Origin of the sequence: Gilliamella sp. BG3 (assembly GCF_046635605.1) — a bacterium.
Lineage (GTDB): Bacteria > Pseudomonadota > Gammaproteobacteria > Enterobacterales > Orbaceae > Gilliamella > Gilliamella bombi.
The window spans coordinates 85,725-98,620 of sequence record NZ_JBIDFE010000004.1; the positions used below are offsets into that span (position 1 = coordinate 85,725).

Annotated in this window: 13 protein-coding genes; 10 read left to right on the forward strand and 3 right to left on the reverse strand. The window is 34.3% G+C overall.

Annotated features, from left to right (window positions below):
- The first annotated feature begins 34 nt into the window (after positions 1-34).
- From ACGH6S_RS02955 to ACGH6S_RS02970, 4 genes are read left to right on the forward strand one after another with little or no spacing between them, the layout of a single operon-like run.
- Positions 35-811 (forward strand): MtnX-like HAD-IB family phosphatase, encoded by a 777-nt coding sequence (locus ACGH6S_RS02955; RefSeq protein WP_411578312.1) that lies wholly within the window; start codon positions 35-37, stop codon positions 809-811.
- A 10-nt stretch (positions 812-821) separates the two neighbouring features.
- Positions 822-1,655 (forward strand): alpha/beta hydrolase, encoded by an 834-nt coding sequence (locus ACGH6S_RS02960; RefSeq protein WP_411578313.1) that lies wholly within the window; start codon positions 822-824, stop codon positions 1,653-1,655.
- Positions 1,655-2,011 (forward strand): EamA family transporter, encoded by a 357-nt coding sequence (locus ACGH6S_RS02965; protein ID WP_034914277.1) that lies wholly within the window; start codon positions 1,655-1,657, stop codon positions 2,009-2,011. The genes ACGH6S_RS02960 and ACGH6S_RS02965 overlap by 1 nt, the downstream gene beginning before the upstream one ends.
- Before the next feature lies 1 nt (position 2,012).
- Entirely contained in the window at positions 2,013-2,414 is a 402-nt protein-coding gene (locus tag ACGH6S_RS02970) for a DMT family transporter (protein WP_065560840.1), read from the forward strand.
- Between the two features lie 77 nt (positions 2,415-2,491).
- Here the strand turns inward: ACGH6S_RS02970 and ACGH6S_RS02975 are convergent, their stop codons facing one another.
- From ACGH6S_RS02975 to ACGH6S_RS02985, 3 genes are all read right to left on the reverse strand, one after another.
- Complete coding sequence (locus tag ACGH6S_RS02975) at positions 2,492-3,364, reverse strand: arginase family protein (protein WP_411578314.1); 873 nt, start codon at positions 3,362-3,364, stop codon at positions 2,492-2,494.
- Complete coding sequence (locus ACGH6S_RS02980) at positions 3,361-4,410, reverse strand: GNAT family N-acetyltransferase (protein ID WP_411578315.1); 1,050 nt, start codon at positions 4,408-4,410, stop codon at positions 3,361-3,363. Before ACGH6S_RS02980 ends, ACGH6S_RS02975 begins: the two co-directional genes overlap by 4 nt.
- Positions 4,411-4,483: 73 nt before the next feature.
- Positions 4,484-5,893: an aspartate aminotransferase family protein gene (locus tag ACGH6S_RS02985; RefSeq protein WP_141671132.1), complete on the reverse strand. Its 1,410-nt coding sequence runs from the start codon at positions 5,891-5,893 to the stop codon at positions 4,484-4,486.
- 180 nt (positions 5,894-6,073) lie between these two features.
- On the opposite strand from ACGH6S_RS02985, the gene ACGH6S_RS02990 reads away from it, so the two are divergent.
- The 6 genes from ACGH6S_RS02990 (at position 6,074) to recF (ending at position 12,890) form a co-directional block, all read left to right on the forward strand.
- Positions 6,074-6,823: a MipA/OmpV family protein gene (locus ACGH6S_RS02990; RefSeq protein ID WP_085164497.1), complete on the forward strand. Its 750-nt coding sequence runs from the start codon at positions 6,074-6,076 to the stop codon at positions 6,821-6,823.
- A 114-nt stretch (positions 6,824-6,937) separates the two neighbouring features.
- Positions 6,938-7,846, forward strand: a complete 909-nt coding sequence (locus ACGH6S_RS02995; protein ID WP_296302790.1) for a recombination-associated protein RdgC — start codon at positions 6,938-6,940, stop codon at positions 7,844-7,846.
- A 194-nt stretch (positions 7,847-8,040) separates the two neighbouring features.
- Positions 8,041-9,126: a porin OmpA gene (gene ompA / locus ACGH6S_RS03000; RefSeq protein ID WP_174799344.1), complete on the forward strand. Its 1,086-nt coding sequence runs from the start codon at positions 8,041-8,043 to the stop codon at positions 9,124-9,126.
- A gap of 165 nt (positions 9,127-9,291) precedes the next feature.
- Positions 9,292-10,650 carry a chromosomal replication initiator protein DnaA gene (dnaA, locus tag ACGH6S_RS03005; protein WP_034914300.1) on the forward strand — a complete coding sequence of 453 codons (1,359 nt, stop codon included), beginning with the start codon at positions 9,292-9,294 and terminating at the stop codon, positions 10,648-10,650.
- Positions 10,651-10,664: 14 nt separating this feature from the next.
- The gene (dnaN, locus tag ACGH6S_RS03010; protein WP_065589226.1) at positions 10,665-11,768 is read left to right on the forward strand and encodes a DNA polymerase III subunit beta; all 1,104 of its coding nucleotides are present in this window, start codon (positions 10,665-10,667) and stop codon (positions 11,766-11,768) included.
- 48 nt (positions 11,769-11,816) lie between these two features.
- A complete protein-coding gene (gene recF / locus ACGH6S_RS03015) occupies positions 11,817-12,890 on the forward strand; it encodes a DNA replication/repair protein RecF (RefSeq protein WP_411578316.1) in 1,074 nt (357 codons plus the stop codon).
- Positions 12,891-12,896 lie beyond the last annotated feature (6 nt).

The following is a 12,896-nucleotide window of genomic DNA, read 5'->3' on the forward strand; positions in this document are numbered from 1 at the left end:
TATACAAAGAGGCTACAAAGTTTATAGCAACTCTATGAGAGAATTTACGCCAATATCTATAAATAGACTATTTTTTATCAAAATGAATACTTTTTCATCAATAGCGAACCATCTTTTTCATCCATCTTATCCACAAAATCACACGCCAATTGTTTTGTGTGATTTTGATGGTACGATTAGTGTTAAAGATGTCACCGATACTTTACTAAGCCACTTTGGTCAAAATGGTTGTGATGAGCTTGAAGAATTGTGGATTAACGGTAAAATTGGCTCTCAAGAGTGTATGAGTAAACAAATTGCATTAATGGATGCAAGCTTAGATGAACTCAATCAAGTTTTATCACAAATTGAAATAGACCCGGATTTTAAAGCTTTTATTCATTATACCGAACAGAACAATATTCCCGTTCATGTGGTCAGCGACGGTTTAGATTATGCCATTGAGTTTATTTTAAAACGTCATGGTATTGAACATTTACCAATTTTTGCTAATAAATTAATGCATAATAACGCACGCAGCTGGCGCCTTGAGTTTCCTTACGCAAACAAGGACTGTATTAAGCAAAGTGGTAATTGCAAATGTAATCATGTAAAAAAACAACAGCACTTTTCGCAAATATTATATGTTGGTGACGGTACATCAGACTATTGCGTATCACATAATGTTGATTTCGTTTTTGCCAAAGACAAGTTAGTTAATTATTGTGAAAAAAATAAAATTGAACATTGTAAGATTACTAGTTTCGCAGATGTAACCTCGGCATTAAAACGGGCACAACATGCCGTTATCCCTGTCATGATGGTAAAATAAAGGAATATTAATGAGTACAATTCAAGATTTATCTTACTTTCTACCAGGTAATAAAAATGGCGTACTTTTGATTCATGGTTTAACTGGTACCCCTAATGAAATGCGCATTTTAGCTAATGGATTAAATAAAACTGGATTTACTGTCTATGCAATCCAATTAGCTGGGCATTGTGGTACTGAAGAAGATCTGTGTAAAACAACATGGCAAGATTGGTATAAAAGCGTACAAGATGGCGCAGATTATTTAGCACAGCATGTAGATAATGTTTTTGTTGCTGGATTATCAATGGGTGCGCTACTTGCACTAAAACTTGCTGCCGATAGACCTGAACAAATTAAAGGTGTTGGCGTTTTAGCCCCCACATTTTGTTATGATGGTTGGAGTATGCCATTTTGGGCAAAAAAACTTTTCTTCTTATTAGTCTATTTTAAAAAATTGGGTATTTTTCAAAAAAAGGTTTTCATTGAAAAACCACCCTATGGACTTAAAGATGAACGCATTCGCGCAGTAGTGTCCGAAAGCATGTTAAGTGGCGATGCGGCATCAGCAGGGCTTGCTGGTAACCCGTTTCCTGCACTTGCCGAAATGCAGTTATTGGCAAAAGAGATGCGCAAACAATTACCTAAAGTAATTTCGCCTTGTTTAATTATGCATTCAGGCAATGATGATATCGCCAATATAGAAACTAATGCCAAATTGGTTGAAAAATCGGTATCAGGCTCAACAAAATTAGTGGTCTTAAATGATAGTTATCATTTAATTACTATTGACAGCCAACGCCGTGAAGTGATCAAAGAGTGTGCATCGTTCTTTGATAATATCGCAGAAGGAATAAAAGCATAATGTCACCATTAGTTATTATACTTTGGATTAGTAATATCTGTTTTGATACGCTAGGACAAGTCGCTTTTAAATTTGCAGCCATCGCGCCAAATAATCGCGATGGCTGGTACTACTGGCTAGATTTATCGAAAAATAAGTGGATTTGGGTTGGTGTTATATCTTATATTGCTGAATTTTTATTATGGCTAGCCTTTTTAACCTTAGTCCCTCTTTCTCAAGGCGTATTACTTGCTTCATTTAATATCATTACGATTATGTTAGTTGGTCGAATTATTTTTAAAGAATTACTAACCATTTATCGCTTAATTGGGATGCTATTAATCACAGCTGGTGTCATTTTTGTAGGAATGTCTTAATATGGCTAGATTTTATTTAATTGGATTTTCTGTATTGCTCTTTTTTGACACAATTGCGCAATGTAGTTTTAAATTAACGGCTATCGAAGCTCAACCATTAGAAATGAGTATTCAATGGTTAATCCGAGTATTTACCAATCCTTGGATTTATATTTCAATAGTAGGATATATTCTTACTTTCTTCACTTGGATGACATTATTAAAAAAAGCACCTGTAGGCCCTGCTTTTGCTGCATCACATTTTGAAGTTGTGACAGTTATGATTGTTTCAATCTGGTTATTTCACGAACCTATTACATTATTCAAGTTAATAGGTGCAATATTAATTGTTTCAGGTATTCTCTTTTTAGCTTTAGCAGAAAGTAAATTATCTAAACAAAATTTACACAATCATCAACATTAAATTCTGATCACAATAATGGGAAGGTAGGTAAGGCTTTATACCTAAAATACCTGCTTTCCTAAAACTTTTTTGCCAGTTTATACTGCTAATGCCTTTAATAAGGTTAAATTAAGTTGATGTTGCTCTCGTTGCCAATTGATAAGCTTATCTGGCGATATGGTAGGTTGTTTATCGAGCGAACTGAGTAAACGTTTGAACCAATTTGATGGCTGCCATATAGATAGCTCTCCCGTAATATCACTACCAATAATTCTAGGTTTTATTGATGATATAGTATCAAGAATATGATATTTTTGTAGTTTACCTTGATCCCAATTGGTATGAATTACATCTTCGCTCAATGCATCTTTATCAATCGATAAGTAAACGGGTTGTGCACTGTGATACTGTTCTGATAAAAAGCTCGCAATAAGATCATCTGGTGTTGCAAAATGTCGAAAAGCGTGTCCTAAACCAATTTTTTTGGCCCATGCAACATTGACTTCCAAGCTCCAATAAGTCAACTTTTTATGAAAAAGCGCTGACCATCTATTTTCCCAAAAATGAGAAAGCCCAATATCATGAGACGTAATACCAAGTACATGTACATGACTAACAAAAGGCAAACTTGCCACATAACTAACCCATGAACCACAATGAATACCAAACAAATATCGCATATTGTCTGGATGATTATCAAAAATTACGACTTGAATTGGATTCTCGGCAGAGTATTGTTTAGCTAGATTTTCAATCAGTAATAATGAAATATGGTGATAATCACCACTACCCATTAATACCGTGCCATGGTTTTCAGGTAAAGATTGCTGTAACACATCATTAAATTGGTAAAATTTTTTCTTAGTACAACCAAAACGAATCGCATCTTGCCATTGGGTAAAATCAATCGTTTTAGCATGACAAATTTCACCAACACTTCTATCAAAATTGAGAATAATAGGACATGTCATGTTACTTTCTCCTTGTCACTTTCAAAATGACCAATGAATCTACGCAATACGGTTCTTAATAATGGGTTGCGAATATAGACAAGATGTTTAGTAAAGGTGAATTTTGCACCTAACGAAGCTTTTACTTCGGGATCAGTCCAACCTGCAATATAGTGACTAAGACCTTGCTGTAAAGCATATTCAAGATTAACAAACCAACTTACAAAATAGAGATTAAGTTCCCTTGCCTGTGGATAAACCATACCGATATATTTATCAACTAGCATATTATTAACAACAAAACAAATATTGAACCCCACCAACCTATCATTATAGTGATAAGTCACTATATGTGCATTTTGGGTTTTACATTGTAATAGTTGGGTGAAAAATGGTTTGGTCAATAAGTCAAAATGTATTTCACTTTGCTGATAAACATTAAGATACAATTGATAATACTCATCTAGAACAGTATCATTAAAAAAACAATCATCACCACTATGCAAAACATTAATATTTAATTTTTCACGTGATCTTAATTTTCTTCTAAAATTTTTACGTCGGCTATAAGAAAACCGTAAAAAAACCTCGTCCATATTTGCAAAATCAATCGGAACCCAAGCTAATGCCTGTCCTTCAACTTCTATAAAACCATTTTCTTTTAATGACGAAATAAAATCCATTGAATAATGGTTGTCTTTTTCGTTTAGTAAAGGAGACGCAACAGGAATATCTTTAACAATAAAAAAAGGATACTGCTTAGCATAAGCTGCTTTAAGGTGTTCAGCCAATTGATTCGCATCAACGTTATCAGTTAATAATGCATATTCCGAAACAGTAGCACCAACAAAACAAGTATGAGGTTGTAAATAACGCCGCCATTTATTATAAAAAGGAAGTTTCTGAACTTTATGCCTGAAATCATCATCTGCAGTAGTAAGAAGATCAAACTTAGCAGAAAAAATAGGCACACCATCTTCGCTCAGCCATGCTGAAAAATCTTGCGGAGGATGAGCTAAAAAATTGTCTATTAATTCATTAGGTTCTAACTGATTAAGGTATTTCATAAGGTAAATCTATGATTGGCTGTAACACATAATCCCGCCAATAGACATTGACGGGATTATGAAGATCAAACAATTAAAGTTCTTTTTTCGCTCGGGTAATTAACTGATCTAGAAGTTCAATACCTTGATCAATTTCCTGACGAGAAATGTGTAAAGATGGTGCAAAAGTAATCACATTTTTATAGTAACCACCAATATCAAGCACTAATCCCATTTTGGTACCTTTCCAATCAAGATCACCTGACATACCAATATCAACCATTTTGTCAACTAAGGCTTTATTAGCTGTAAAGCCATCTTCTGTACAAATTTCTGCGCGAAGTGCCAAGCCTAAACCATCAACTTCACCAATTTCTTTATGTTTCTTCTCAAGTGTTTTTAAACCCTCAAGGAAATAAGCACCACTATCCATTACCATTTTTTCGTAATCTGTTTCAGAAGTCATTTTTAATACTTCAAGACCAACAGCTGTACCTAATGGATTTGATGCAAAAGTTGAGTGGGTTGAGCCAACTGGGAATACTTGAGGATTGATTAATTCTTCACGCGCCCATAAACCACCTAGTGGATTAAGACCATTAGTTAATGCTTTAGCAAAAACAACAACATCAGGTTTAACATCAAAGTGTTCAATTGACCAAAGTTTACCTGTACGATAAAAGCCCATTTGGATTTCATCAACCACCAATAAAATACCATACTGATCTAAAACTTTTTTAAGTCCTTTAAAGTAATTACGAGGAGGAACAATATAACCACCTGTTGCCTGTAAAGGTTCAGCATAGAACGCTGCATATTCAGCTTGCCCAACTTTTGGATCCCAAACACCGTGGTATTCAGTTTCAAATAAACGCGCAAATTCTGCGACTAAATGTTCACCATACTCTTCTGCTGTCATGCCTTTTGGACGACGGAAAGGATATGGGAATGGAACAAACATAGCACGATCACCAAAATGACCATAGCGACGACGATAACGATAACTTGATGTAATTGATGAAGCACCTAGAGTTCGGCCATGGTATCCACCTTGGAAAGCGAACATTAATGATTTACCACCAGTAGCATTACGAACAACTTTTAAAGAGTCTTCAATACACTGTGAACCACCTACATTGAAATGTACCCGCCCTTCATAACCAAATCGCTTTTCCATACCTTGAGCAATAGTTTTAGCTAATTCAATTTTAGTTGGGTGTAAATATTGGCTAGCACATTGTGGTAAGGTATCAATTTGCTTTTTAAGAACATTATTTAAACGCTCATTGGCATAACCGAAGTTACATGCAGAATACCACATTTGCAGATCAAGGAAAGCTTTGCCTTCTTTGTCATACATATAACTACCTTCACAACCATCAAAAATTTTTGGTGGTTCTACATAATGCACTGTATCACCGAAAGAACAATATTTTGCCTCATCTGCTAACAAAGTAGCATCATCAGGACGGCTATTAATCATTTCTAAAGTTGGTTTACTCATAAGTTGTCTCACTAATTGATATTCAAACATGATAAAATGTGGCATTATTATTCAGGAAATTTGTTTGTTACAATGTACAATTAATGTATAGATTGTGTGACGACAAAACTAACCATCAATAAGATATAAAATTAGTATAAATAACGACAGGTGATCACCTTTTATATATGGGTATGAAAAATGAAAAAAACATTTTGTACACTATCTATTTTATCAATAATAACTTTAGGAGTTACCCAAATTGCATTAGCTGACACTACCTCTATCGGGGTTGGTGTGGGTCGGACTAATTCACCGTATAAAAGTTATAGTGCTAATTATTACCCTATTCCTCATATTGATTATGATAATGGTCTGTTTTTTATCGATGACTTGTCAGCAGGTATTTATGCTTATAATCAGGACAATCAAAGCGTGTCTATTGGCGCACGTTATTTATCTAACGAATTTAAGCCACATGATTCAGATAACCACCAATTAAGACTACTTGATAGCCGCCATTCAACATTACTTGCAGAAATCGAGTATTCTATTGATACCAATTGGGGAAGTTTTTCCAGTAGTGTAGGAACTGATGTATTAAATGAAAGTAATAGTATTTTAGTAAATGCTGATTATACCATTCCTTACATGCAAGGCAATTTGATTGTTGCGCCCACCATCGGTATAAATTGGGCTAATAATAAGCACAATGATTATTATTATGGTGTTTCACATAAAGAAACCTCTCGTTCAGGATTACGATACTTTAATGCTGATGCGTCATTGACACCTTATGCTGAATTAGCTGCACAATATTCATTAACCCCAAATATTGCGACATTTGGTGGTGTTCATATTGACAAATTAACTGGTGATGTGGCAGATAGCCCAATGGTGGACAATAGCACTGTAACCTCGATTTATATGGGTGTTTCTTATAGCTTCTAATAAATATACATTTATACTCAATCACTAAATAATGACAGTTTATTATTCTCTATAAGCTGTTACTTATTTAAACAATGATAACCCTTTATCACAAAATGCAGGAAATAGAAAAGTATGCTTTGGTTTAAAAATGCCATAATTTACCAACTTAATAGCGACACGTTACTTAATAAAGATGCAATAGAAAAAGCGCTAAAGTCTCACCCTTTTACTCCATGTGGTAATTTAGACACCACAAAAATGGGTTGGGTTTCGCCTTATCATGATAATAACCAAGATGATTTTATAGTTGATATGCAAGGGCATTTATTATTACGGATCAAAAAAGAAACAAAAATATTACCAGCACCCGTAATAAAACAAGCTTTATTAGAAAAAATCGATAAACAAGAACAAGCACTAAGCAGAAAACTAACTAAAAACGAAAAGGCGACTTTAAAAGATGAAGTTATGATTGATCTAATGCCAAGGGCTTTTAGTAAATATAATCATTATTGGTTATGGTTAGATACGCATAATAAACGCATTATTGTTGACTGTAGTAGCTTTAAACAATCAGAAGATATCTTAGCGATTTTACGTAAAGAGCTTGGCTCACTCGCTTTAACCCCTTTATCGATTGATAAACCACTTGAACAGGTTATGACCTCATGGGCTAAGGAAAACCTAAAATTCCCACCATTTTTATTAGGTGATCAAGCCGAACTAAAAGATCCTCTTGAAGGAAATGGAATTATTAGCTGTAAAAATCAAGAAATCACCAGTGATGAAATGCGTGTCCATTTCGATTCAGGGAAATGGATCACTAAAATTAAAATTATTGATGAAAGAGGCGTTAGCTTTATTGTTAATAGTGACTTAACATTTAAACGAATTAAGTTTGATTCTGCTATTTTGGATGAAAACGAAGATATCGGTTCAGATGAATTTAATAAGCGATTAGAAGCTGACTTTTTTATTATGGCTAATGCATTAGCAAATACTATTAATGACTTTTACATAACAATTAACAAAATTATTTGATAAAATTATCTAAATTTTTTTTATTGTAACTGCAATAACTATAGATTTGCCTATTATCTATGCTATACTTGACAACAGATTATGGGTAACATAATTATATAAAAATAAGTATTGTTCTTTTTAATTTAAATGAATTTTAAACAATAAAAGAAACTAAACATCGTCTATAACAACATATAAGTTGAGGCAATAAAATGAAAAAAACTACTCTAGCTCTAGCAATCGCAGTTGCAAGTTTAACAGCTACTGCAGCTAACGCAGCATACGAAGACAACACTTTTTATACAGGTGCTAAATTAGGTTGGTCAGAGCTTTATCGATTAGATGCACATAAAGTTCGTGGCTTTGATAAAGATGAAGTTGGTATTAAAACTTCAAATCGTAGCAATGTTGCTGGTGGCGCTTTCCTTGGCTTCCAAGCAAACCCATATTTAGCATTTGAGTTAGGTTATGATTGGTTAGGTTCTGCTAAATATAAAAGAACTTGGACTGATGATAAGACTAAAGCGGGTAATAGTAAACTTTCTGCACAAGGCGTTTCATTAACCGGTAAATTAAGCTACCCTATCATTGGCGATCTAGATATTTATGGTCGTGCTGGAGGCATGGTTACTATTGCTAAATGGAAGAATGATATTAAAGAAAGATACGGACGTGGTGGCACAAAAACTGACCTATCTCCAGTTTATGCATTAGGTCTTGACTATCGTTTAGACGAAGACTTCTCTACTCGTTTAGAATACCAATATGTTCAACATATTCATACTAAAAGCAAAGCAACTCCAGACGCAGGTACTGTAAGCTTGGGTATTACTTATCGTTTAGGTTCACCAGCTACTCCAGCACCAGTTGAATTAAAAACTGAAGTAAACCGCTATGTATTAAATGAAGATGTGCTATTTGCTTATGCGAAAGCTGACTTAAAAGAAGAAGGTCGCCAAGCATTAGACAACTTACTAACAAATCTTGTTAAACTTAACCCAACTGAAAGCGCTATCGTAGTAATTGGTCATACTGACCGTATCGGTTCAGTTAGTTATAACCAAAAACTATCAGAACAACGTGCTAACTCAGTAATGAAATATTTAATTGCTAAAGGTGTTCCTTCTAACCTAATTAGTGCTCGTGGTGTGGGTAAATCTCAACCAGTTACTGGTACAAAATGTAATGCTCTTCGTGGTGCTAGCTTAAAAGCTTGTTTAGCTCCAGATCGTCGTGTTGAAATTGAAGTTAAAGCACTTAACGAGAAAGAAGTTCAAGTAACTAATGAAACAAATTAATTTTTTGTTATTTAGATACTTCATTAAGACCCGGTTATAAGCCGGGTTTTTCTTATTTTTATTGTTAACAACTAAATTAAATATTACCTTAGATCTACAAATTATCCACAAAAAAGATTATAATACTTCACGATATTGTTAGTAAGCAAAGTTAAAGGAGTTGCCGTGCCTACCGCTATTTGGCAAGATTGCCTTTCTCAATTACAAGAAGAAATCCCCACAACAGAATTCAACTTATGGATTCGCCCGTTGCAAGCGGAAATGGTTGATAATAAACTCTATATCTATGCGCCCAATAGATTTGTCCTAGATTGGGTAAGAAATAAATATTTAACTACTATTTCTCAACTATTAAATAAACTAATTAATGACGATTCTCTAAAATTATTTCTTGAAGTTGGTTCAACCGTATCCGCAGATAAAAAAGAACAAAATAACCAAAAGAAAGCAGAGGTTGTTCCTGCATGGAAAACAACAAAAGAAACCAATAATAATCATGTGTATCATTCAGGTATTAACCATAAGCACACTTTTAATAGTTTTGTTGAGGGTAAATCAAACCAACTTGCTGTTGCGGCTGCAAAACAAGTAGCTGAAAATCCAGGAAAAGCTTATAATCCACTATTCTTATATGGTTCCACCGGTTTAGGTAAAACGCATTTATTACATGCAGTTGGCAATCAAATAATGGCAAAAAAAGCCAACGCCAAAGTTGTTTACATGCATTCCGAGCGCTTTGTGCAAGACATGGTCAAAGCACTACAAAATAACGCTATCGAAGAATTTAAAAATTACTACCGTTCTGTTGATGCTTTACTTATCGATGACATTCAGTTTTTTGCAAATAAAGAGCGATCTCAAGAAGAATTTTTCCATACCTTTAACTCTTTATTAGAAGGTAATCAGCAAATTATTTTAACGTCAGATCGCTATCCTAAAGAAATTAATGGCGTTGAAGACCGACTAAAATCACGTTTTGGTTGGGGACTAACCATTGCAATTGAGCCACCAGAACTAGAAACACGGGTTGCAATTTTAATGAAAAAAGCCGAGGAAAATCATATTAAATTACCTGAAGAAGTCGCTTTTTTTATTGCTAAACGATTACGCTCTAATGTTCGTGAATTAGAAGGTGCTCTTAATCGGGTTATCGCTAATGCTAATTTTACTGGTAAGGCCATTACCATTGATTTTGTTAAAGATGCCTTAAAAGATTTACTCGCTTTACAAGAAAAACTTGTCACCATTGAAAATATACAAAAGACAGTTGCCGAATATTATAAAATTAAAGTATCAGATTTACTTTCTAAACGTCGTTCTCGTTCTGTGGCAAGACCACGGCAAGTAGCAATGGCGCTTGCCAAAGAGCTCACCAATAAAAGCCTACCTGAAATCGGTGACGGCTTTGGTGGAAGAGATCACACGACTGTATTACATGCATGTAGAAAGATCGCAGAGTTAAAAGAAGAAAGTAATAACATTAAAGAAGATTACTCCAATTTAATTCGAACATTATCAACTTAAAAAGAATCAATACTATGAAATTTATTATAGATCGTGAAAAACTAATAAAGCCATTACAACTTGTAAGTGCACCATTAAGTAGTCGCCCTACACTACCAATTTTGGGGAATTTATTATTACAAGTGAGTGATAACACGCTATCGATGACAGGAACTGATCTTGAAATAGAGATGATATCTCATCTACCATTAATTGAACCAAGTGAACCAGGTGCAACAACCGTGCCAGCAAGAAAGTTTCTTGATATCTGTCGAAATTTACCTAATGACGCCAAAATTTCGATAAGCGTTGACGATAACCGATTGATGATTCAATCAGGACGTAGTAAATTTTCATTATCAACACTACCAGCTACCGATTTTCCAAATCTAGAAAATTGGCAAAGTGATGTTGAACTTTCAGTTCCACAAAAAACCATTAAACGCCTTATTGATGCAGTACAATTTTCAATGGCGAATCAAGACGTAAGATATTACCTAAATGGCATGTTATTTGAAATTGAAGATGGTTTACTAAAATCAGTTGCAACAGATGGACATCGATTAGCTTTATGCTCACAACCTATTGAACAAGATACTAAAACTAATCATTCTGTCATTTTACCAAGAAAAGGGGTACTAGAGCTTGCAAAACTGGTTAGTGATAACGAAGAATTAATCAATATGCAAATTGGTAATAATAACTTACGGGTTAATCTTGGTGATTTCACTTTCACATCAAAACTCATTGATGGAAGATTCCCTGACTACAAACGAGTATTGCCACGCAACCCAGATAAACCACTTGAAGTATCTTGCGAAGAACTCAGAAACGCCCTATCAAGAGTTGCGATCTTATCTAATGAAAAATTCCGTGGTATTCGACTTTATGTCCATAACAATCAAATAAAGATTACAGCAAACAACCCAGAACAAGAAGAAGCAGAAGAAGTTATTGACGTAAAATATGAATCCGCAGAGCTTGAAATTGGCTTCAATGTAACCTATCTACTTGATATATTAAATACATTGAAATGTGATAGCGTACAACTATTATTAACCGATGCAACATCAAGTGTACAAATAGAAGATATCAATAATCAGACAGCAACTTATGTTGTTATGCCAATGCGCTTATAATCCAATCTTACTTAATATTCCGGCTTCGTCCGGAATAATTTAAAGCATATGACTCTTTCAAAAATCAAAGTTCATCATTTTCGTAATATTAGTTATGCACAGCTAACTTTATCGCCAAATTTCAACTTCATTGTTGGCGATAACGGGAGTGGAAAAACGAGCTTACTTGAAGCTATTTATATGCTTGGTCATGGTCGTGCATTTAGACATACTCAATCTAATCGAATTATTCAACACGAACAGCCAGAACTAGTATTATTCAGCGAACTAAACACAGCCAATCAACAAAATCACTCAATTGGGCTTGCTAAATCGCGTAATAATGATAATAAAATCAGAATAGATGGAGATGAAGGTTATCGATTAACCGATTTAGCCAAATTATTACCCATTCAACTAATCACACCTGAAGGATTTGATTTATTGACTGGTGGACCTAAATATCGCCGAGCATTTATTGATTGGGGATGTTTTCATCACCACCCTGAATTTGTTCATTTATGGAATAATTTAAAGCGTTTATTTAAACAACGCAATGCATTATTAAAGCAATCCCATAGTTATAATCAATTATTACCTTGGGACAAAGAACTTGCACCCATCGCTGAAAAAATTAGCCACATTAGAGAAAACTACTCACAACATATTTTTCCTGAAATTATACAAACTTGCCATGATTTCTTACCCGAATACCAACTTAATTGCCAATATTACCAAGGTTGGGAGCATGGTACTGATTATGCTGAAATATTACGCAAACAGTATGAACGAGACAAACTCCTTAACTACACATCAGCCGGACCACATAAAGCAGATATTCGATTACGTGTTGATAACATTCCAGTTGAAGATCTATTATCACGTGGTCAATTAAAATTATTAATGTGCGCATTACGTTTATCTCAAGGTGAATATTACTCTAAGCAAAATACCCAAGCTTGTATCTACCTACTTGATGATTTTGCATCTGAATTAGATAACAATAAACGCGAATTGTTAGCCAAACGTTTAAAACAAGCTAATTCACAAGTATTCATAACTGCAGTTAACCAATCGCAAATTACCCATATGATCGATGAAAATGATAAGATTTTTCACATAAAATCTGGTATAATTTCGTAAATATAC

Coding starts and splice junctions, on each gene's coding strand:
- ACGH6S_RS02960 (WP_411578313.1), top strand. CDS start 822: ATGAGTACAATTCAAGATTTATCTTACTTTCTACCAGGTAATAAAAAT.
- ACGH6S_RS02975 (WP_411578314.1), bottom strand. CDS start 3,364: ATGACATGTCCTATTATTCTCAATTTTGATAGAAGTGTTGGTGAAATT.
- ACGH6S_RS02995 (WP_296302790.1), top strand. CDS start 6,938: ATGCTTTGGTTTAAAAATGCCATAATTTACCAACTTAATAGCGACACG.
- ACGH6S_RS02970 (WP_065560840.1), top strand. CDS start 2,013: ATGGCTAGATTTTATTTAATTGGATTTTCTGTATTGCTCTTTTTTGAC.
- ACGH6S_RS02990 (WP_085164497.1), top strand. CDS start 6,074: ATGAAAAAAACATTTTGTACACTATCTATTTTATCAATAATAACTTTA.
- ompA (WP_174799344.1), top strand. CDS start 8,041: ATGAAAAAAACTACTCTAGCTCTAGCAATCGCAGTTGCAAGTTTAACA.
- ACGH6S_RS02985 (WP_141671132.1), bottom strand. CDS start 5,893: ATGAGTAAACCAACTTTAGAAATGATTAATAGCCGTCCTGATGATGCT.
- ACGH6S_RS02965 (WP_034914277.1), top strand. CDS start 1,655: ATGTCACCATTAGTTATTATACTTTGGATTAGTAATATCTGTTTTGAT.
- recF (WP_411578316.1), top strand. CDS start 11,817: ATGACTCTTTCAAAAATCAAAGTTCATCATTTTCGTAATATTAGTTAT.
- dnaN (WP_065589226.1), top strand. CDS start 10,665: ATGAAATTTATTATAGATCGTGAAAAACTAATAAAGCCATTACAACTT.
- ACGH6S_RS02955 (WP_411578312.1), top strand. CDS start 35: ATGAGAGAATTTACGCCAATATCTATAAATAGACTATTTTTTATCAAA.
- ACGH6S_RS02980 (WP_411578315.1), bottom strand. CDS start 4,410: ATGAAATACCTTAATCAGTTAGAACCTAATGAATTAATAGACAATTTT.